The organism is Rhodanobacter sp. G2-10 (assembly GCF_055809185.1).
Genome location: NZ_CM147900.1, coordinates 813,251 through 834,533, shown reverse-complemented (window position 1 = coordinate 834,533; position 21,283 = coordinate 813,251). Strand labels below are relative to the sequence as shown.

The 21,283-nt window shown below is 64.8% G+C and carries 11 protein-coding genes; 6 read left to right on the top strand and 5 right to left on the bottom strand.

The genetic code is table 11. The features are described 5' to 3' along the window. Positions 1–9: 9 nt before the first annotated feature. The gene (gene sucC, locus AC0L58_RS03635) at positions 10–1,308 is read right to left on the bottom strand and encodes an ADP-forming succinate--CoA ligase subunit beta (RefSeq protein ID WP_473686787.1); all 1,299 of its coding nucleotides are present in this window, start codon (positions 1,306–1,308) and stop codon (positions 10–12) included. A 203-nt stretch (positions 1,309–1,511) separates the two neighbouring features. Between sucC and AC0L58_RS03630 the strand changes: the two genes are divergently transcribed. Both AC0L58_RS03630 and AC0L58_RS03625 read left to right on the top strand, forming a co-directional pair. Then, positions 1,512–3,113 carry a sensor histidine kinase gene (locus AC0L58_RS03630; protein ID WP_473686785.1) on the top strand — a complete coding sequence of 534 codons (1,602 nt, stop codon included), beginning with the start codon at positions 1,512–1,514 and terminating at the stop codon, positions 3,111–3,113. A 187-nt stretch (positions 3,114–3,300) separates the two neighbouring features. Continuing rightward, complete coding sequence (locus AC0L58_RS03625) at positions 3,301–3,951, top strand: TIGR02466 family protein (protein WP_473686783.1); 651 nt, start codon at positions 3,301–3,303, stop codon at positions 3,949–3,951. A 33-nt stretch (positions 3,952–3,984) separates the two neighbouring features. Here the strand turns inward: AC0L58_RS03625 and AC0L58_RS03620 are convergent, their stop codons facing one another. From AC0L58_RS03620 to AC0L58_RS03605, 4 genes are all read right to left on the bottom strand, one after another. Next, positions 3,985–5,811 carry a tetratricopeptide repeat protein gene (locus AC0L58_RS03620; RefSeq protein ID WP_473686782.1) on the bottom strand — a complete coding sequence of 609 codons (1,827 nt, stop codon included), beginning with the start codon at positions 5,809–5,811 and terminating at the stop codon, positions 3,985–3,987. A 207-nt stretch (positions 5,812–6,018) separates the two neighbouring features. After that, complete coding sequence (locus tag AC0L58_RS03615) at positions 6,019–8,616, bottom strand: TonB-dependent receptor (RefSeq protein WP_473686780.1); 2,598 nt, start codon at positions 8,614–8,616, stop codon at positions 6,019–6,021. A gap of 98 nt (positions 8,617–8,714) precedes the next feature. Further along, positions 8,715–11,816, bottom strand: coding sequence for a beta-phosphoglucomutase (gene pgmB, locus AC0L58_RS03610; RefSeq protein WP_473686778.1), 3,102 nt, complete (start codon positions 11,814–11,816; stop codon positions 8,715–8,717). Positions 11,817–12,259: 443 nt separating this feature from the next. Further along, positions 12,260–13,219 (bottom strand): LacI family DNA-binding transcriptional regulator, encoded by a 960-nt coding sequence (locus AC0L58_RS03605; RefSeq protein WP_473688549.1) that lies wholly within the window; start codon positions 13,217–13,219, stop codon positions 12,260–12,262. Between the two features lie 356 nt (positions 13,220–13,575). Between AC0L58_RS03605 and AC0L58_RS03600 the strand changes: the two genes are divergently transcribed. The 4 genes from AC0L58_RS03600 to AC0L58_RS03585 all read left to right on the top strand — a co-directional run bounded on the left by AC0L58_RS03600 (position 13,576) and on the right by AC0L58_RS03585 (position 21,251). Continuing rightward, the gene (locus AC0L58_RS03600; protein WP_473686776.1) at positions 13,576–14,841 is read left to right on the top strand and encodes an MFS transporter; all 1,266 of its coding nucleotides are present in this window, start codon (positions 13,576–13,578) and stop codon (positions 14,839–14,841) included. 44 nt (positions 14,842–14,885) lie between these two features. After that, positions 14,886–17,132, top strand: a complete 2,247-nt coding sequence (locus AC0L58_RS03595; protein WP_473686774.1) for a glycosyl hydrolase family 95 catalytic domain-containing protein — start codon at positions 14,886–14,888, stop codon at positions 17,130–17,132. Positions 17,133–17,169: 37 nt separating this feature from the next. After that, positions 17,170–19,431 (top strand): glycoside hydrolase family 65 protein, encoded by a 2,262-nt coding sequence (locus AC0L58_RS03590; protein ID WP_473686772.1) that lies wholly within the window; start codon positions 17,170–17,172, stop codon positions 19,429–19,431. 68 nt (positions 19,432–19,499) lie between these two features. Continuing rightward, positions 19,500–21,251 carry a trehalase family glycosidase gene (locus AC0L58_RS03585; protein WP_473686770.1) on the top strand — a complete coding sequence of 584 codons (1,752 nt, stop codon included), beginning with the start codon at positions 19,500–19,502 and terminating at the stop codon, positions 21,249–21,251. Positions 21,252–21,283 lie beyond the last annotated feature (32 nt).

Sequence of the window (21,283 nt, the reverse complement as noted above, 5' to 3'; positions counted from 1 at the left end):
GATATCTCCTCAGGCCTTGGCGGCAGCCACGGCTTTCTGCGCCGCGTCGTTGAGATCGTCCGCCGGCGTGATCGCCAGGCCGGAGTTGGCCAGCAGTTCGCGGCCCTGATCGACATTGGTGCCCTGCAGGCGCACCACGACCGGAATCTTCAAACCCACTTCCTTGACCGCCGCGATGATGCCCTCGGCAATCAGGTCGCAGCGCACGATGCCGCCGAAGATGTTGACCAGGATGCAGTTGACCTTGTCCGAGGACAGGATCAGCTTGAACGCCTCGGTCACGCGCTCCTTGGTGGCGCCGCCGCCGACGTCGAGGAAGTTGGCCGGCTCGCCGCCTGCCAGCTTGATCACGTCCATCGTCGCCATTGCCAGGCCCGCGCCGTTGACCATGCAGCCAATCGTGCCGTCCATCGTCACGTAGTTGAGGTTGTTCTGCACCGCGGCGGCTTCGGCCGCGTCTTCCTGGGTCAGGTCGCGCATCGCGGCCAAGTCCGGGTGACGGAACTCGGCGTTGTCGTCGGAGTTGACCTTGCCATCCAGGGCGGCGAGGTTGCCGTCTTCCAGCACGGCCAGCGGGTTCAGCTCGACCAGGGCCAGGTCCTTCTCGTTGAACAGCTTGTACAGGCCCAGCATGATCTTGGTCAGCTGGTTGACCTGCTTGGCGGTGAGATCCATCGCGAAGCCGAGCTGGCGGCACTGGTACGGCTGCAGGCCTTCGACGAAGTCGACCACGATGGTGTGGATGTCTTCGGGCGTGTCCTTGGCGACCTGCTCGATGTCCACGCCGCCGTGCTTGGAGGCAATGAACGAGACCGCCTTGGAGTCACGGTCGACCAGGATCGAGAGGTACAGCTCGCGGGCGATGTCGGTGGCGTCGGTGACCAGCACCAGGTTCACCGGCAGGGCGCGACCCGCCGACTGGTAGGTTTCCATGTTGGTGCCGAGCATGCCCTTGGCGGCGGCGCGCACGTCGTCGAAGCTGCGGCAGAACTTGACGCCGCCGGACTTGCCGCGGCCACCGGCGTGGATCTGTGCCTTGACCATCCATTGGGAACCACCGAGTGCCTTGGCGGCATCAACGGCGGCATCGGGGGAATTGGCGACCTTGCCCGGCGGCACGGCGATGCCGTACTGCGCGAACAGTTCTTTGGCCTGGTATTCGTGGAAATTCATTCGATACCTCGAGCGAACGGAGAAACGTGACGGCCGCACGCGCAAAACCTCGGCGTGGGTCAGGAGAATCGGTCGGTGGAATGACACGTTGCCGGAACGCGACGTGCCTGCCGAATGCCGGCTGCAGCGCACCATGCGGCCGCCTATTTTCGCGGAAGCGGGCCGCAATGGAAAGGGCGCGCCGCCAGAATGGCCCCGATGGGCCGGTTTCGCGGGGTTCGACGGACTCCCACCAGCCACCACCCGGCCCGTCCACCCGTCATATACTCGCCTGGACCCGCCATGGAACTGCCTGCCACGTGTCCAGTCCAGCAATAACCAACGATCCGCGCACAGGGATGGCAACGATTCGCCACGAACTCTCGTTCCTCAATGGGTTCCGGTTGATGCAGGCACTGGTGTACACGGGCCTGGCCTTCAGCCCCGGCGGCATGGGTTGGCCGCAACTGCCGCAACCGGGATTTGCCCGCACGCTGGCCACGCTGTACCTCATTTTTGCGCTGGTGGCGCTGCTGCTGAACCGGCGCAGCATGCCCTACGTTCGCACCGCGGTGGCGGTGACCCTGGTGGTCGACATCGCGGCGGCGATGATGGCGATCGCGGCGATGCACGACGCGCGCATCGGCATCGCGATGATGCTGGCGGTGAACCTGTGCGCCGGCGCCCTGATCCTGCCGCTGCGCCTGTCCGGGTTCTTTGCCGCGCTGGCCACGCTGGCGATGCTGGGCATCTCCTTCTTCGGCTGGTCGCTCTCCGGCCATGCCGGCGACCGCGACCTGCTGGAGAGCGCGCTGTTCGGCCTCGCCTATTTCGCCACGACGGCGCTGTGCAGCGTGCTCGGCCAGCAATTGCGTGCCACCGAGGCGCTCGCCGAACAGCGCAGCACGGATCTGGCCAACCTGTCGCAGATCAACGAGCTGATCATCCGCCGCATGAAGACCGGGGTGCTGCTGGTGGACGACGCCAACCGCATCCACCAGATCAACGAATCCGCCTGGATGCTGCTGGGCAACCCCGGCGCCGACCAGCGCGACCTGGGCCAGCTGGCACCGGAGCTGTCGCGCCGCCTGTACCACTGGATCACCTCCGGCAAGCTGGACGAAACCGCCACCCAGCTCGCCGACGGGGTGCCCGAAGTCGTGCCGCGCTTCACCCGACTGGCGCCGAACGACGATTCGCACGTGCTGATCTTCCTGGACGACACCTCGCTGTTGTCACGACGTGCCGAAGAACTCACGCTGAGCTCGCTCGGCCGCCTGTCGGCGTCGATCGCGCATGAAATCCGCAACCCGCTGGCCGCGATCCGCTATTCCGCACAGTTGCTGGCTGAATCCAGGACGATGGACAGCACTGACCAGCGCATGGTCGAAATCATCAACAACCACTGCATCCGCCTGAACGAGATCATCGAGAACATCCTGCAGTTGTCGCGGCGTGAGCGCTCGCGCCCGGAAACGCTCGATCTTGGCGACTGGGCGCAGGATTTCGTGGCGGAGTACAGCCAGGGCAACGACCTGGGCACCGACTCGCTGCGGGCGATCACCAACAGCAGCGTGCCGGTCGCCGCGCTGGCCGACCCGCAGCAACTGCAGCAGGTGGTCTGGAACCTGGTGCAGAACGCGCTGCGCTACGGCCGCCTGCCGGGCGAACCGGCCCGGGTGATGGTGGTGGCACGCCAGGGCGAGCATGGCGTGCCAATCCTGGAGGTGATCGACCGCGGCCCCGGCATTGCGCCCAAGGTGGCGGCGCAGATCTTCGAGCCCTTCTATACCACCCACGAATACGGCACCGGGCTTGGCCTGTACCTCGCCCGGCAGATGAGCGAAGCCAACCAGGCGGCGCTGGAATATGTGCGCGTGGCCGGTGGCGGCAGCTGTTTCCGCCTGACCCTGACCCCCGCACAGATGGGTCGGAGCACCGGCGAGGAAGACGACGACTGAGCACGCGGCCGCGGCACGCCAGCGCCACGGCGCTTCCGGGCCTCCGCCGATGGCAAGGATGATGGCGCCCCGACGTTCGCGCTGAATCTTGCCCCGGTGGGGGGGACAGCTGGGCGCACGCTGTTCTTGCGAGCCACGCCGGCTCGCGCGCAGTATGAGGTCACTGCGCTGTACAGGGAGGCAGAGCATGGCCGGAAATTTCACTCTCACGTTCAACCCACCGGGCGGCACGAAGTCGGCGATGCCTGCCAGCGCGCCCAGGCTGCGTTCCTTCGACCTGTTTCCCACCCGCATCTGGCAAGCCAGCGTGACCAGCCTCACGCCGCATCTGCCCGCCTGGATCGCTGCGGTGCTGGCCCAGCGCGCGGCCAATCCCCGACCCGCAGGCCGCACCAATCGTCAAGGCTGGAATAGCGAGGACATGGCCGTGCTGGATCAACCGGAGTTTGCTCCGCTGCAGCAGGCCGTACGCGCAGGGTGCACCAGCGCGTTGATCGAGATGGGTATCCGCGACGTCCCGTTCCAGCTGCAATCATGGGTCAACCTGCATGACCGCGGCGGCTTCAATTTCCTTCACGTGCACGAGGGCTGCCTGCTGTCGGGCTGCTTCTACCTCAGCGTGCCCGAGGGTTCGGGAAAACTGGTTTTCCGCGACCCGCGGCCGGGCGTGATTCATGGTTACGTCAAGGGAGCAGTGCCGAACGGCTACAGCGATATCCGGCTCGCACCCGCGACTGGCCTGCTGGTGCTGTTTCCATGCTGGATGGAGCACTTCGTCGAGCCGCATGACAACGACGAACCACGGATATCGATATCGTTCAATGCGGTGACGGCATGAACGCACGACACGAATCGGCTCCGCTCCTCCCCGCTATGGCTTGCCCGGCACCACATCGAAGGCCACGGTGAGGCGCGTCTGCGTGCCTGAAAACGGCACGGTGCCGTGCCAGAAGTAGGACGGAAACAGGGCCAGCATGCCGACTTCGGGACGCACTTCGTGCTCTACCGACAGCACCGGCGTGGTCACGATGCCCGGTACGCCGAAGGTGAGCGCGCCCTCCCGGCACCCTGCGTCGCCCATGCTCTCGGGCAAGTCGATGTAGCAGGCCGACGAGATCCAGCCACGGGGATGGACGTGGCTGGTGTGAAAGCCGGACGTGCGCAACCTGACCGACCAGCTGCCGTTGAAACGCCAGCGGCCCTCGTTGCGCCGGCGCAAGGGATCAGCGCCGTGGCCGATGTGCTCCAGGTAGTGCTGAATCGGCGCGTGGAAGGCCTTGAACAGCGCCTGGATCACCGGGTCGGCGCTGCGCGTCAGATCCTCGGTGGTCTCGGTGCCGTGGCGCAGCGACTGGAACAGCAGCGGATGCTTGTGCGAATCGTGCAGGCGCGCAAGGCTGCGTTTCAGATCGACGAAGAAGCTGGCCAGGTCAGGCCAGCCTGACGGCGCTTCCAGTTGCTGCGGCACGACCAGATTCGCGTAGTCGCAGCATTCCTCGTAGCGCGGATCATCAAGCAGTCGCCAGGCCGTGGTCTGCAACGCCATCAGATATTGATCGTCGGGATCGGCACGCAGCAAGGCCTCGCAATGTGGCAGCGCGCCACGTGCGTCACCCACACCGAGCAGGGCCGCGAGCATCAGCTTGCGTACCGCCATGTCCGTCGGCAGGACGCGCAGCGCCCGTTCGGCCAGGCCCAGGGCAGCGGACGGATCGAACTCCAACGCTGCCAGGCCGGCCCGCACCAGCAGGGCCGGCGCGGCATGCGGGGGTGCAGCGTGGGGTGCCAGACAGGCGTAGGCACCGCGTGCATCGCCGGCACCCTGCAGAACTGCAGCCTTGGCCGCCCACAACGCGTCGTCGTGCGCGAACATTGTCAGCGCCTGATCCATCACGGCGGTTGCCTGTGCACCGTCACCGGTGCGCATCCAGATCAGTCGCGCGAGGTTGCTGTGCGCCTCGATCCGTCCGGGCTCCATGCGCAGGCAATCGCGCAGCGCGGCTTCCGCGCGCTCGAAATCGCCGAGCGCGATCAGGCTGCGCGCATGCGTGGCGTACAACGCGGGGGTCGGCTGTCCCAGCGTGAGCGACCGGCGCGCGACACGCTCGGCTTCGGCTGGCTGGTTCGCCGCATCGAGGGCGATCGCCAACGCATGCGCTGCCGCCGGATGATCCGGCCTGGCGGCAGCCACGCGTCGATAGAAGACAACGGCGTCATCCTGCCTTCCCAGCGCGACCAGGGCCGCCACATGCTGGGCAACGAGCTCGGCGTCCACGTTGCCGCCTGCGCAATGCGGCAGCACCACCTCAAGCGCCTGCGCCGGACGCCGCGTATCGTTGTAATGGCGCGCGAGGATCAGGGCAGCGCGCGGAAAAGGTGGTGTACCGGCAGCGGCTTGCTGGAGCAGCGGCTCGGCTTCGCCGGCACAACCGCGGTTGAGCAGCACCTCGCCCAGGGTCGCCAGTGTCGGTGTCCATGTCGGAGCGATTGCCAGCGCTTCACGCAGCAGCGCCTCGGCACCCACGATGTCACCCTGTGCCAGCCGGGTTCCGGCCAGCAGGCGTTTCGCCTCGGCGAAGTCGGGATGCTCCGCGACGATCGCTTCGAGCCGCTCCTGTGCATCGCGGAATGCGCCCGTCTGCAGCAGCGAGCTGATGCGCCGCATCGCATCGATGACCGCGGAAGAAGTCACGGCCATGCGTGGATCGGCTGACTTGATGGATGCATCGCTCACCTCGCCCGCTGTCGACCATGGAGCACCGGATCGTTGCGCGGCAGGGCAGGCAACGCATAGACCGGCATGAAGCGCCAATGTAATGCCGCGCTCCGCCAAACGAAATGGCCCGGGTCGCCGAGGGGAACGACCCGGGCCACCCTGACCGATACGGACAGGGCAAGCTGAAAACTAGAACGTGTACTTGGCTTGCAGGTTCACCTCACGCCCCTCGATCGAGCGGGCCATGATCACGCCGCCGATGCCGGTGTTGACGCCGAAGATGCGCGAGTTGCCCTCGGTCAGCCCGATCTGGTTGGTGAGGTTGGTGCCACGCAGGGTGAACTGCCAGTTCTGCTGGACGTTGGCGACGATGCCGGCGCCTAGCGTGTAGTAGGTGCCCAAGGGCTGCAACCCGGTCTGGTCCTCGTAACGCTGCCCGATATGCGTGTAGGTCAGGAACCCGGTGACGTCACCCCAACCGGTCACGATCCGGTAGCTTGGCGTGAACATGTAGCGCACTTTGGGTTGACGCTGCAGCGGCTGGCCATTGAGCCCCACGCACTGGGTATTCCCGTTGATGTCGGTGTACTGTGCGCAGCCGTTGTAGTTCGTGTAATGCCCGTCCATGTAGTTGCCCACCAGGGTCAGCTTCAGGTTCTCGATCGGCGACCAGCTGGCATTGAGGTTCAGGCCCTTGGTCGATGAACCGTAGTTGGAGATGGCGCCGATCGGCACGCCCGCTCCGTTGGTCTCCTGATACTGCAGGCCGGTGAACTTTCTCAGATAGACGCTGGCGTCGACGTACAGGTAGTTCGACTGATACTTGAAGCCTCCTTCCAGGTTGCGGATCTTCTCCATCGGCGAGAAGTCACCGCCGGTGCCCCTTATGCCGTTGTCGAAATCATCGAAATGCGCGCCCGTATTGCCGCGAACGTACACACTCATGTTGTCGGCAAGCTCGTAGTTCGCGCCCACGGTGAACGACGGATGGGTCTTGTCGTAGTCCAGATGCGTGAACGTGCCGTCGCATACGCCGACCTGGTTGTCGTACAGCGTGTTCGGGTCACCGTCCAGATCGATCGTCTTGAAATTGCAGGCGTTGTGCGTCGCATGCAGGTTTTCCACTCGCGCGGATGCATCCAGCAACCACCGGCCAATTTTCCAGGAGTCCGAAAGGTAGAACGCCTTGTTGACCGCGACGCCGTTTTCGGCGATGTCGTAATTGCCGTTGAAGCTGACGAAGCCCTGCGGATTGCTGTCGTAGATCGTTTGGCCGTTCTGGACATGGCTTACCGTGATCGGTGTGGCGTTGTTGGTGTTGGTCATCAGCATCTGGTTGCCGAGCGACCAGTTGTCGCGGTCGGTCGACCGGGCATAGTAGAACCCGGCAGTCAACGTATTGCCGCCGAATATCTCCTTGCTCACGCGGAAGTCGTTGTTGAACGTGTGCAGCTGCTTCTGGATGTACCACCAACCCTGGTGGATCACGCTCTGATCCAGCGGCACCGCACCGCCACCGACGTAATTGGCCTGCGCGTTGTAGCTGGTAGGGTAATTCAGCGTGTCGCCATCGACCGGCATGTTGTTCGCGTCACAGAAGCCGGCAGGCTGCGCCATGTTGCAACCGTAGAGGTAGTAACTGAGCGGCTTCGGATTCGGACCGGAGAACAGCGCATTGGTATTGAGCTGGCCGCCGCCGACCACGAAGTGATCGTCCACCGTCCACTCGCCGAACGTGCCGCTGTAGCTGCCGCCGAAGTAGTTCAGCTTGCCACCGCGACCGTTGGCCAGATCGGCGTTCAACATGTTGCCGTACGGCCCGGGCACCTGCACGTGCTGGATCGCCTTGCTGTAGTAGGTACCGGTCAGCGCGTCGATGCCGGGGAAGCTGGAGTAGTTCGAGCCGGTGCCCTGGATCAATGCCGTCGGCGTGATGAACTGGTTCTTGTCGTCGAGCGCACGCGCCCAGAACAGCAGGCTTCCATTGTCCATGTCGTGGGAAAGCGTCGCGGTCAACTGACCACCATCATCGGCGGGAAACTGCGGATCGCGCACGCCATCGGACTTGCGGTAGAAGCCGCCGATACTGCCGTACCAGCCTTCGGCAATGGGGAAGCCGAAGAATCCGTCCACGCGGTAGAGGCCTTCGTTGCCGTAGGTCACGCCCACGTCACCCGATGGCACATCCGTCCCCTGGCGCAGGATGAAGTTGGCGGTGGCACCCATCTGACCGGGGCCGAAGATGGCGCCAGGACCGCCTTGCACGATTTCGACACGGTCGATCGTGTCATCGAGGCGGAACAGCGAACTGCTGTCCATGAACGACAACGACGGCATGCCGTACAACGGCGTGCCATTGACCATCATGGTGAAGAACGGCGCATCGCCGCCGCCGGGAAAACCCGCGATCTCGATATTGGCGCCGGTCTGGCCACCGCTGGACTCCGGCCAGATGCCCGGCGAGATCTTCAAAAGATCGGCCGTACTCTTCGGGTTGGCATCCGTGATTTGCTGCCGGTCGGCGACGACCACGTTGTAACTCGCATCGATCTTCCTGACACCGCCGGCGTTGGCGGTCACCACGACGGCCTGCAGGGATTTGACTTCCTTGAGCTGCGCCTTGGGCGCCCTTTTGCTGGCGGACGCACTGTTGGTCTGGGCGTCGGGCTGGGTGTCGGTTTGCGCGGTTGCGGCAGGTCCGGCTGGCGCTGCCGCCCAGACCATCTGCGGGAGTGCCGCGGCAATCGCAGTCGCCAGGGCGAGTTTGACTAAATCGGGGTGGTTCATGGTACTCCCTCCTCAAGGCGGTGTCGGAACACCGGTTTCTGATTCAAAGTTGCGTACGTTTTGACTTGCCCACAGCGGCTCCGGCAACGGATCTGCTCTCAGCTCCCCACCACAAAATGCTCCAGCTTGAATGACGCCAGACCAGGCAATACGGCATCAGCCTCCTTCAATATCCTGGCGTCACCGATACCCAGTGCTGCCATGCCCGCGGATTTGAGCGCCGCTATTCCGGCTTGCGCGTCTTCGATGCCGAGACACGCGGCGGGATCAACACCCAGTGCGGCGGCGGCACACTGGAAAATTTCCGGATCGGGCTTTGCCCGGCTTATCGACGCGGCATCGACGATGTGTTCGAAGTACCCGTCAATCCCCATTCGCCGGACAAGGTCTGCGGCACTGCGGCTGGCGGAAGCCAGCGCAAGCCTCAGACCCGCGCCACGCGCGGCCCGCAATGCGTCCAGCGCGCCAGGCAGCAGATCGGCCTCGGTCAGCGCCTCGATCGCCTTGCGGTAGTAACCGTTCTTTCGGTCGGCGAGCTCGACTTTCTGCGCAGCCGTGTAGTTGCTGGCCGCTTCGCCGAGAACCAGCTCGAGCGAGGTCGCGCGATCGACGCCCTTGAGCTTTTCGCCAAGATCGTCGGGCCATGACAGGCCAAGTTCCCCGGCAAGCCGCTGCCAGGCGGCCTGGTGCAGCGGGGCAGTATTGGCCAGCACGCCATCGAGGTCGAAGACGATGGCCTTGAACGGACGAGGAAAGATGGATGCCGCTTCCGGCGCGTCCGCCGAGCGGTCGACGTGATCGACCAGCGCCAGCGAAGCGGTGGCACCTTCGCGCAGCAGCACAGTCTGGCCGGCATGCACGATATTCAGCGATGCACCTTCGTTGAGCGTGTAATGCGCCATGCCGGCATCCACCACGACGGCGATGCGGCGGCCTTTCCAGGTCACGCCGAAGCGATAGCGTCGCCACGCCGGGGGCAGGACCGGATCGAAGTCGAGGCAGTCGGCGTTGACGCGCAGCCCGCCGAAGCCCCAGACCAGCGCAAGCCAGCTCCCTGCCATCGCGGCCATGTGCGCCCCATGGCTGGTGTTCGCATGGCGGTCGTCAAGGTCGACGCGCACGCAATCCGTGAAGTACTCCTGCGCCTTGCGGATGCGGCCGACATCGGCGGCGAGTATGGCGAAGGACGATGCGGACAGGGTTGAATCGTGAACCGTGATCGCTTCGTAGTAGTCGAAGCTGCGGCGACGCGTGGCACGGTCGACGTTGCTGCCGGCGAGCACCAGCGCGAGCAGGGCATCGGCCTGTTTGCACACCTGATGCCGGTACAGCGTCAGCGGGTGATGGTGCATCAGCAGCGGATACTGGTCTCGCGGCGTGCCGTCGAAATCCCATCGCGGCTTGTCCAGGAACGTGTCGTCCTGGGCGACGATGCCCAGGCGCTCGTCGCAGGGCAGGTACATCGCGTCGGCCGCACGCGACCAATCATCGATTTCCCGTCGGGACAGGCCCAGTTTGCTCTCCAAACCGGCAAGCGACTTCGGCGCCTGATCCGCCAGTTCCCGCATCACCTCGACCGCATAGCGAAGGTGTTCCTGCGCCATGCGGTTGGTGTAGTAGTTGTTGTCGATCAGCGCGGTGTACTCGTCCGGGCCGGTCACGCCGTGGATGCAGAACGCACCGCCGCGTCGGGAACTGAAGTGCCCGACCTGCAACCAGATACGGGCCGTTTCGACCAGAAGCTCGGCGCCGCCGTCCTCAAGCAAGGAGCGATCATCGCTCGCTGCGATGTAGAGCTTGATCGCCAATGCGATCGAGGCGTTGATGTGGTACTGGGCCGAGCCGCTGGGATAATGGGCCGAGCACTCGTCGCCACTGATCGTGCGCCACGGATAGAGCGCGCCGCATGCATGGTTCATCTCGCGGGCATGGGCGCGCGCGCGATCGAGCGTGCGTATGCGCCACAGCAGGCTCGGTTTCACCAAGGCGGGATCGATCAGCGCCAGCGCCGGCAGCACGAAGGTCTCCGAATCCCAGAACACGTGACCTTCGTAACCTTCGCCGGTCAGGCCCTTCGCAGCGATGCCGCCCAGCCCATCGCGTCCGGCTGACTGGAACACGTGGAACAGGTTGAACCTGAGCGCCTGTTCGCTCGCCCCGTCGTCGTCGATCTGAAGATCGGTGCTCGCCCAGAACGCGGCAAGACTCCGGGCCTGCTCCCGCACGAGAAGCTCGAAACCGTCGCCGACCGCGATCTCGAGCATGGCTGCGGCACGCGCATGCAGATCTTCCGCGGATATTTCCTGCCGTGGCTGGCTCCACGCATAGGCGACGAATTTGTCGACGGCGACGCTGTCGCCGGCTTCAATGTGTCCGGAGTATCTCTGCGCCACTCGATCCGCTTCAGTCATCGCGTCCGCGTAGACGAGCCCGCTGGGCTGATGACGCTGCACACAGACCACACCGATGGCGCTCTCACGCGTGCGCTGCTCAAGCCGGGCCACCCGCTCGCTGGCGAAAGTCCGCTCTACCTGCATCGCCAGGCCATGGCCGGCGCCGAAGCGCGGATCGCCGCCCTGCGCCGCTGCAGACTGGTTCCCGACGATCGCTGATTCGAAGCTGACCGGGCCGCGGTAGTCGATCGAGCGCAAGCGCATGCGGATCGCCATCATGCCGGGCTGCGCGATCGGCAGGATGCGCTCGACGTCCAGCTCCAGCGTATGGCCCTGCGCCGTGCGCCATCTGAGGTGACGTTCAAGACGTCCTTCGCGCAGATCGAGCGTGCGCCGAAACTCAATGATGTCGCCGTCGACCGGGTCGACCAGATCGTCTCCCAGCCGGATGCGAATGATCGTGGCCTCGGCAACCGGCACCCGCGTATCCGTGGTTTGCGCAAATCCGAAGTGCCGCTCGTGATAATGGATCGGCGCGCGCTCCCAGACACCGGCGAGAAAGCTTGCCTGGTCAGGACTGGCGGACTCTTCGAAGCCGCCGCGCACACCAAGCGCTCCATTGGCCAGCGCAAACAGGGTCTCGTTGCGTGCGGCATGTTCGGGCTGCCATGTCGACTGGATCAGCCGCCAGCGGTCAAGGCCGGCTCCCGGCGCGTCGAACCCGCCAGTGGATGAGCCGGTCCCTGCAGGCGTGGCGTTCTTGTCCAAGGCAAACCCGGTCCGGGCATCGTGATTGTCCGCGTTCATGAGCGCCCGCCAACGCGACAAGTCGCGACGCCTGTTTGCGCCCCGCGCTGCAACGCGAGGATCACCATGCCTGCTGACGAGCGCTCCCGGTTCAACCGTCCCCTCCACGTGGCAGGCCATATCGCGTGCCCTGACGACCCGCACGGGTCATTTCAGGCAAAGCTACCATCGAATTGTTATCGATATCAAGGTATCGATGTCATCATGCCGCGCAGGTCGCTGCCGGACGGGGATTGCGGGGTATTCCGATTCGGACTCGATCTGTTCGACGACCCATGGTCAGCGGCAAACGCCAACGCCGGCGCTACCAGACACGCGCCGTTGAATCGGGGCCGTCCACCGTGTTCAACAAGTTGGGCCGCGCAGATAAGGGCCCTCGATCCTGCTGACCCGGGCACTCGATGCGCACGAACCGGGGCAACCCGGCCGGCCCCTGCATTCAATCAGGTCGAGCGGATCACCAGACTGACCGGCAAGGTCTCCGATGCCGCCGACTCGCCACGGATCAGCGCCAGCACCTTGCGCGCCAGCAGGACGCCGCCCTCCTGCCAGTCCTGGTGCACCGAGCTGAGCGCCGGCAGGAAACTCGCCCCCGATGGCATGTCGTCATAGCCCACGACCGAGACGTCGCCGGGCACGGAACGACCCACTTCCTGGATACCGCGGATCGCACCCATCGCCAACAGGTCGCTGCAGGCAAAGATCGCATCGAAGTCCACGCCGCGGGCATGCAACGAATGCACGGCGCCAGTGCCGGAATCGGCGGTGAACTCGTCGCGTCGCATCAAGAGCGGCTTGATCCCATGCACGCCCAGCGCAGCCACGAATCCGTCGAGACGATCGTGGATCTCCGGGTGGCTGGGGTTGCCGATGAACACGGGATGCCGGCGCGCCTGACGAACGAAGTATTGGGCCACCTCCGAGCCTCCCAGCCGATTGTCACTACCGACCACCACGTGCGAATCGCCCGCCAGGCCAGCACCCCATACCACCATCGGCACGCCGAGTTTGCTGAATCGGTGCACGGCGTCCTGATGGACACCCTGGCCGAGCAGGATCAGCCCGTCGGCCGCCTGCACTGCGGCAGCGGTGGCGCCCTGACGCGTGGTCAACAGGACGCTGTAACCTGCCGCCGTCAGCTCCTGCGAAATTCCGCCAAGCAGACCCAGGGGATAAGGGTCGAACATCGTGCGGTCGCCGGACGGCTTCATCTCGACGATCACGGCCACCGTGTGGCTGCGCCGCAAGCGCAGATTGCGCGCACTGATGTTGAACTTGTACCCGTGCTTCTGGGCCAGTTCGCGAATCCGCTCGCGCGTCTCGGGGTTCACGAGCGGACTGTCGCCCAGTGCCCGGGAGACCGTGATTTTCGACAAGCCAGCCAGCTTGGCCAGGTCCGCCATCGTCGGACCGGCCGAAACCAGCCTGCCCCCCTGCTTCTTGCTTGTGCGACTCAATGCCCACCCTCCGGATTGTGAATCGAGCTGATGCCCTGCCGGGCCCAGTGTGGCCAGTTACGCCAAAGGCGTCCATGCCATTCGCAGCCAAACTGCCGTCGAGCCACACCTCGATCCCGTCGCACCATGGCAGTGCTCCGCCGTCATCCGGATGATACCGTTACCACGACTTGATACCGATACCATTTGACGGCAAACTCTGATCCGCACATCCAAATCGTTGCGCCGCGACGCCGTGCATGGCATCTCGTCAGTGGCGCACCCTGCGGCGTTTCCGCGGATTCACCACGAAGCTGGGGCCCATGAACCGAATTCGCATGATCGTCGCGCTGGCGCTGATCTACATGGTCTTCGCGATCCTGCTCAACAGCGTGGGCACGGTGATCCTGCAGGCGATCGTCAGTTTCGGCGTGGACAAGCCGCAGGCCAGTCTGCTCGAGTTGTTCAAGGACCTGACGATCGCGGTGACCTCGCTGCTCGTCGCCTCGTTCCTGCCACTGCTTGGCTATCGCCGCGCGATGATCCTGGCGCTCGTGATCGTCGCCCTTGCCTGCGTGTTGATGCCGCTCTACCCCGGCTTCCATACCACCGAGCTGTTGTTCACCTGCATCGGGGTGTCGTTCGCGCTGACCAAGGTGGCGGTGTATTCGTCGATCGGGCTGCTGACCAGCAACAAGGCCGAACACGGCCGGCTGACCAATACCATCGAGGGTTTGTTCATGGTCGGCGTGCTGGCCGGCGGCTGGATCTTCAGCGCCTTCATCGATAGCGCCGCGCCGGCCAATCCGTCCTGGTTGAATGTCTACTGGCTGCTGGCCGGGATTTGCGTACTGGTGATCGTGCTGCTGGCCGGCTCGCGGATGGATGAGTCGGCAGCGCACAATGAACATACCAATTCGATGCGCGGATCCCTGCTGGAAATGCTGCAGCTGTTCCTGCGCCCGCTGGTCTACGTGTTCCTGATCTCGGCCTTTCTCTACGTGCTGATCGAACAGAGCTTCGGCACGTGGCTGCCCACGTTCAACAACGAGGTGCTGAAGCTGCCCAACGCGATGAGCGTGCAAGTGGCCACGATCCTGGCCGGCACGACCGCGATCGGGCGTCTGCTCGCAGGCCAGGTGCTGCGGCGGGTGCCGTGGTACGTGCTGCTGAACATCTGCGTGTTCGGCATGGGCTTGCTGGTGGTGGTGACCTTGCCGCTGGCGAAGCATGTGGTCGCCCGCGCGGACGTGGGCTGGTTCAATGCGCCGATCGCGGCCTACCTGATTCCGCTGATCGGCCTGCTGATGGCGCCGATCTACCCGGTGATCAATTCGGTGGCGCTGAGCTCGCTGCCCAAGCCGTCGCATGCCGCGATGACCGGACTGATCGTGATCTTCTCGGCGCTGGGCGGCACGTTCGGCTCGCGCATCACGGCGATCGTGTTCGCCCGCTTCGACGGCATCCATGCCTTCTACTTTTCGTTGATCCCGATGACGTTGCTGCTGATTTCGTTGTTCCTGTTCAAGCGCGAGACCGATCGCGAGGGAACAGCCATGCCGGTCAGCATCGGCCTCACCGCCAAATAGAGGCCACGCCCGCACGGGTCCGCCTTGTCACGCCCGGAGTCAGCATGAAAATCCGCCCTGCCCTGATCAGCTGCCTGTGCCTGTTCGGACTCGGTGCGTCCCTGCCCGCGTTCGGCCAGACCGATCCCAGCTTCCTGCTGACCGCCACCTCGAAGAACTTCGGCAGCTATTTCCCGAGCTATCTGGCCAACGGCTATTTCTCGACGATGACCTCGCCACGCGGTACCGAGCCGGACATGGGTTACATGGTCGCGTTCATGGATTACGCCCAGGGCGACATCTCGCGCCCCGCGGCGATCCCGGGCTGGAGCGAGATCGACTACAACCCCGGCGGCGGCTGGCTCAACGCGATCCGGCTGGACCCGAAGATCTTCGCCGACTACACGCAGACGCTGGACATGCACGACGGCACGCTGTCGACCCGCTACCGCTTCAACTACGCCAACAAGTCGACCGACGTGCGGGTGACCACCTTCGTCAGCCAGGCCGATCCGCACCTGGCCGCCACCCGGCTGTCGATCACCCCGCAGTTCGACGGCAAGGTGCAGCTGACCTTCCCGATCCGACTGTGGTCGGAACACCAGCCACGCTTCCCGATCGCCACGATGACCGGCGACGAGATGATCAATGCGGTGATCGCCAGCGGCCAGAACCTGCAGAACAAACCGGTGCCCACGCCGGATCGCGCGGCGGTCTGGTACCCCGGCCATACCCGTATTCTTGCCAGCGACGGCGACGCCAGGCAGTTGCTGTTGTGGCTGGATGGCCAGGCCGAACAGGGCCTGCACATGGCTGAAGCCGCAGCCATCGGTCTGCCGGCTGGCATCGAGATAGACCAGACGAGCCTGGAAAAAGGACCCACCAAACTGTCGCTGAACCTCACCGTCAGCGTGCAGAAGGGCAGGACCTACATCTTCACCAAATACATCGCCGCCTCCCGGCAGGACTGGGGCGGCGATGCCAGGGCGGACGTGAAGCTCGCCGAAGCGGCACGCCACGCCGGTTTCGACCACCTGCTCGCACGCCATGTTGCTGCCTGGCATGCACTGTGGAAATCCGACATCGTGATCGTTGGCGACTCCGCGGTGCAGCAGGCGGTGCACTCGGATCTGTACTACCTGCTGTCCAACACCACCGTCGGTACGGCATGGCCCATGGGTGCCTGTGCGCTGACGCCCGGCTACGCCGGCCATGCCTTCTGGGACAGTGACTCGTGGGTGTTCCCTGCCCTGTTGTTGCTGCACCCCGAGCGCGCCAAGCCGATCGTGATGTTCCGCGACCGCACCATGCAGCCGGCTCGCGAACGGGCGAAACAGTACGGTGCGAAGGGGACCATGTACCCGTGGGAGGCCGATCCGCAGACCGGCGTCGACAACACGCCGCACTTTGCCTACGGCGTGTTTCGCGAGATCCACGTCAATGCCGACATCGCGATAGCGCAGTGGCAGTACTACCTTGCCAGTGGCGACAAGGTGTGGCTGAAACAGCACGGCTGGCCGGTGATCCGCGAGATCGCCGAGTTCTGGAAGAGCCGGGTGAGCTGGAACGCTGCCGCCAATCGCTACGAAATCCTGCACGTGACCTCGCCCGACGAGGCCTACGACGACGTGCCGAACGACTCGTTCACCAACGCTGCCGCGCGCAAGGCGCTGGAGATCGCCGACAAGGCGGCCATGGCGGTGGGCGCCACTGCCGACCCGAAGTGGGCCGAGATCGCCGCGAAGATGTACATCCCGTTCGACCAGGCGCAACAGCGCCACCTCGACTTCGATGCCTCGGTGCCGCACGACAAGATCACCTGGATGGGCTCGTCACTGGTCTGGCTGATGTATCCCAACCTCGACCTGCCGATGACGCCACAGGTGCGCCGCAATGACTTCGCGTTCCAGTTGCACGAGCTCCAGACGCACGGCGACGACCCGAACGAGATGATGATGGTGATGCTTGCGGTGGGCGAGGCCGAACTGGGCGACGGCAAAGCCGCCGGCGACTGGATCCAGCGCAACCTGGTCGGCTTCCTGAAGCCGCCGTTCAACGTGCGCACGGAGACCGTCGCCAACAACGCCGGCTATCTGCTGGCCAGCTCGGCCGGCTTTGTGCAGAGCTTCGTCTATGGCCTGTCAGGGCTGCGCATCGAGGACAACGGCCTGGTCGAGGCGTATCCGCCGGTGCTGCCACCGACATGGAAATCGCTGACGCTCAGGCACGTCGGCTTTCGCGGCAAGCATTTTGATGTCGTGATCGGACGCGACAGCAGTGGCAAGGTCGTGCTTTCTCGTCACGCGGAATAGCCACAGGAGCATCGGCGTGGCTTTCGGGACGAAATACATGAAGCGTGCGATCCGGCGACTCATGCTGCTGCTCGTGGCAGTGGCCGGTGGCGCCGCCACGATCGCGCACGCAGCCACCGATCCGGGCTTTCTGTTGACCGCAACCGCGAAGGATTTCACCCGCTATTTTCCCGGCCAGCTGGCCAACGGCTATCTGTCCACCACCACCGGGCCACGCGGTACCGAAGGCAAGCTGGCCTACATGGTCGGCTTCATGGATTACGGCAAGGACGACATGTCCCGGCCGGCGGCGATTCCCGGCTGGACCGAGATCGACTACAGCACGGGGTCGTCGCCCGCCGGCCATTTCTGGATGAACCAGGTGGACCTCAGCCCCGGCGTGTTCCAGGACTACCGCCAAGTACTGGACATGCACGAGGCCACCTTGACCACCCGCTATCGCTACCTCGACCACGGTCGCAACACGCGGGTCGAGGTGGTGAGCCTGGTCAGCGGAGCGACACCGCATCTGGCCGCCAGCCAGATCTCGCTCACGCCGGACTTCGACGGCGTGGTGCAGTTGTCGTTTGCGTTCAACCTGTGGGCACCGCACCAACCGCGGTTGCCGCTGGCCAGGTTGACTGGTGCCGAGATGCAGATCGCCGTGGCCGCGCACAACCTGGGCTTTCAGGCGCTTCCACCAGCCACGCCGGATCGCGCCGCCGTGTGGTACCACGGCGACACCCACGTGCTGGCCAGTGGGGGAGACCGCAAGGAGCTGACCCTGTGGCTCGATGGGCGGGCGGAACAAGGCCCGGGCATGGCCGAGGCGGCCGCGATCAGTCTGCCGGCGGGGCTGCAGCCAGTCGAGGTAAAACTCTACCGAAGCGCCTATCGACTGTCGCTCGATCTTCGCGTGCCGGTGCACAAGGGTCGGACCTACACCTTTGCCAAGTACGTGGCGGCATCGCGCACGGGCTGGGGCGGCGACGCCAGGACGGACCTGACGCTGGCGAAGGCGGCACGCGCCGACGGCTTCGACGCCTTGCTGGATGCCCACCGCAAGGCGTGGGTCGAGCTGTGGAAGAGCGACATCGTCATCGACGGTGACCCCGACACGCAGCGAGTGGTGCATTCGGACCTGTACTACCTGCTGGCCAACGCTACCCCCGACACCGCATGGGCGATCGGCGCGTGCGGGCTGACTACCGGCTATGTCGGCCATGTCTTCTGGGACAGTGACTCCTGGATCTTTCCGGCGCTGCTGCTGCTGCATCCACAGCGCGCCAAGTCGCTGGTGATGTTCCGTGACCGCACCCTGCCCGCCGCGCAACAGCGTGCGCAGGCACGGGGCCTGCAAGGTGCGATGTATCCATGGGAGGCCGATCCGCAGAACGGCACCGAGCAGGTCCTGCACGCCGCCCGGGTGCTTGGCGAACGCGAGATCCACGTCAATGCCGACGTGGCGATCGCGCAATGGCAGTACTACCTGGCCAGCGGTGACGAGGCATGGCTGAAAGCCCACGGCTGGCCGGTGATCCGCGAGGTCGCACGCTACTGGACCAGCCGGGTCAGCTGGAACGCAGCCAAGCAGCGCTACGACATCCGTCACGTCACCTCGGTCGAGGAGAACTACAACGACGTGCCCAACGACACCTTCACCAATGCCGACGCGGCCAAGGCCTTGCGGATCGCCACCGCCGCCGCGGCAGTGGTCGGCAGGGAACCCGATCCTCGCTGGGCCGACATCGCCGCCAGGCTCTACCTGCCGTTTTCCAGCAGCGGACGGCATCACCTCGACATGGACGAAACCGTGCTGCACGACCCCGGCGACAGCGACCTTGCCTTCCTGTCGTTTCCCTCGCTCGATTTGCCGATGAGCATGCAGGTGCGACGCAACGACTACGCCATCGCGGTGAAACCGCGGGACGCAGCAGAGGGCATCCCCGCCACGATGGGTCTCGGACCGATGCCGATCGCGGCAGCCGCCAGCGGCAACGCGGACGACGCGGCACGCTGGATCGCGCGCAATGCCGCCGCCGACATGTTCAAGCCGCCATTCAACGTGCGTACCGAAACCGCCACCAACAACACCGGCTACTTCCTCACCGGCTCGGCGGGATTCGTGCAGGACCTGCTCTATGGCGTGACCGGGCTGCGCATCGAACCGAAAGGCCTGCTCGAGGCCTACCCTCCGGCTCTGCCACCAACGTGGAAATCGATGACGCTGAAAAACATCACCTTCCGCGGCAGGCACTACGACATCACCATCGATCGCGATACCCATGGCAGGACGCGCCTTGTCCGGAAGGCACTCTGAGGCTTCACCACGCGCGGCATGCCACCCGCCACCCGGACACCTCGTTTTTCACCAATCGGACGCAAGACATGGCACATACGCAACAGTCGCCCCGGAAGCAGACCCCACCCACGCGTGGGCGCATCCACAAGCCATGCCGGTCGACGACCAGCAAATGGCGCAGCCTGGTGCTGCTGGCGGCGCTCGCATTCGCCACCGGCGCCGCCGCGGCAACCCGTCCGGATCCAGCGCGGACCCGCGCGTACATCGACCATGCCTGGGGCACCTTGACGCGCTCGCTGGACGATTGCTCGGCACTGGCCGACAGCAAGGTCAACACGCATCCGGTGCTCTACCTTCCCGCACGAATGCCGGTCTCGGCAAAGCTTCGCGCGATCGCGAAACGCTGCGGCATCGCGCTCGCCACCCTGCCCCGCGCCATCGACAAGCTCGGCGACATCGACCCTGCGCAACTGTCCGCGCAAGGGCTCCTCTATCTGCCGCATCCCTATGTCGTACCGGGCGGCTTCTTCAACGAGATGTATGGCTGGGACAGCTATTTCATCGTGCTCGGCCTGGTCGCCGACCATCGCGACGAACTCGCCCGTCACATGGTCGACAACGCCCTGTTCGAGGTCGAGTACTACGGCGGCGTACTGAATGCGAACCGCACCTACTACCTCAGCCGTTCGCAACCTCCCTTTCTCGGCGCCATGATGTCCGCCGTGCTGGATGATCCGGCCAGCTTCCCCGACAAGGCTTCGAAACTCGCCTGGCTAGCGCAGGCCTACCCGTTGGCCGTGCGCAACCACGATATCTGGACGCGCGCCGGGCACCGTGCCGGCAACACGGGTTTGGCCCGCTATTTCGACTTCGGCACCGGCCCGGTGCTGGAGGCGCGCAACGCCGACTACTACCTCGGCGTGATCAAGTGGTTGCTGGCGCATCCCGCGAGAAACCCCGGCTACCTGGTGAAGGCATCCAGACATCCCGATGATGCCGAAGCCGCGCGCCTGGCCTCGACCAGTTGCAACGTGCGCACATCGAAGGTGTGCGCCGACGCGTGGCTGGACGGTTATCGCTTGAGCGCCGACTACTATCTTGGCGATCGTGCGATGCGCGAATCGGGTTTCGACGTCAATTTCCACTTCGGTCCGTTTGCCGGCTCCACCCATCACTACGCTCCGGTGGGCCTGAACAGCCTGCTGTATCGCTACGAGATGGATTTGCACGACTTTGCGCTGGAGCTGGGCAAGACCGCCGACGCCACCCATTGGGCAAAGCTGGCGCAGGCGCGCAGGCAGGCGATGGACAAATACCTGTGGCACCCCGATGAAGGCATTTACCTGGACTACGACTTCGTCGCGGGGAAGCCGGCAGCGCACCCCTACATCACCACTTTCTATCCTCTCTGGGCCCGCGCGGCTTCCGCGTCACAGGCCAGGGCCGTGCGCGATCATCTTGCGGTGTTCGAGCAGCCGGGCGGCCTTGCCATGGATGATCAACCCAGCGGCGCGCAGTGGGACGCACCCTTCGGCTGGGCACCCACGAACTGGCTCGCCGTTTCCGGCCTCGATGCCTATGGCTACCGGAACGATGCGCGCCGCATCGCCCGCAAGTTCTGCGCCACCGTCGATCGTGGCGTCGCCACGGACGGAACCATTCGCGAGAAATACAACATGGTGCTGGGCAACGCCGACGTCCATGTCAGCGCCGGCTACAGCCAGAACGTGGTCGGCTTCGGCTGGACCAACGGCGTGTACCTGAAGCTGCAGGAGATCTTGTCTGGCGACGCCACCGGCTTGCCCGCTCACGCCGCATCGACTGACCAGATGAAGTGAGCCCCGCCCGTTGCGTCGGCAAATTCGCATCT

What these genes read in the sequence shown, in the direction of transcription:
- sucC (WP_473686787.1), bottom strand. Translation starts at nt 1,308, where the DNA reads ATGGTGCGCTGCAGCCGGCATTCGGCAGGCACGTCGCGTTCCGGCAAC.
- AC0L58_RS03630 (WP_473686785.1), top strand. Translation starts at nt 1,512, where the DNA reads ATGGCAACGATTCGCCACGAACTCTCGTTCCTCAATGGGTTCCGGTTG.
- AC0L58_RS03625 (WP_473686783.1), top strand. Translation starts at nt 3,301, where the DNA reads ATGGCCGGAAATTTCACTCTCACGTTCAACCCACCGGGCGGCACGAAG.
- AC0L58_RS03620 (WP_473686782.1), bottom strand. Translation starts at nt 5,811, where the DNA reads ATGGCCGTGACTTCTTCCGCGGTCATCGATGCGATGCGGCGCATCAGC.
- AC0L58_RS03615 (WP_473686780.1), bottom strand. Translation starts at nt 8,616, where the DNA reads ATGAACCACCCCGATTTAGTCAAACTCGCCCTGGCGACTGCGATTGCC.
- pgmB (WP_473686778.1), bottom strand. Translation starts at nt 11,816, where the DNA reads ATGAACGCGGACAATCACGATGCCCGGACCGGGTTTGCCTTGGACAAG.
- AC0L58_RS03605 (WP_473688549.1), bottom strand. Translation starts at nt 13,219, where the DNA reads ATGGCGGACCTGGCCAAGCTGGCTGGCTTGTCGAAAATCACGGTCTCC.
- AC0L58_RS03600 (WP_473686776.1), top strand. Translation starts at nt 13,576, where the DNA reads ATGAACCGAATTCGCATGATCGTCGCGCTGGCGCTGATCTACATGGTC.
- AC0L58_RS03595 (WP_473686774.1), top strand. Translation starts at nt 14,886, where the DNA reads ATGAAAATCCGCCCTGCCCTGATCAGCTGCCTGTGCCTGTTCGGACTC.
- AC0L58_RS03590 (WP_473686772.1), top strand. Translation starts at nt 17,170, where the DNA reads ATGAAGCGTGCGATCCGGCGACTCATGCTGCTGCTCGTGGCAGTGGCC.
- AC0L58_RS03585 (WP_473686770.1), top strand. Translation starts at nt 19,500, where the DNA reads ATGGCACATACGCAACAGTCGCCCCGGAAGCAGACCCCACCCACGCGT.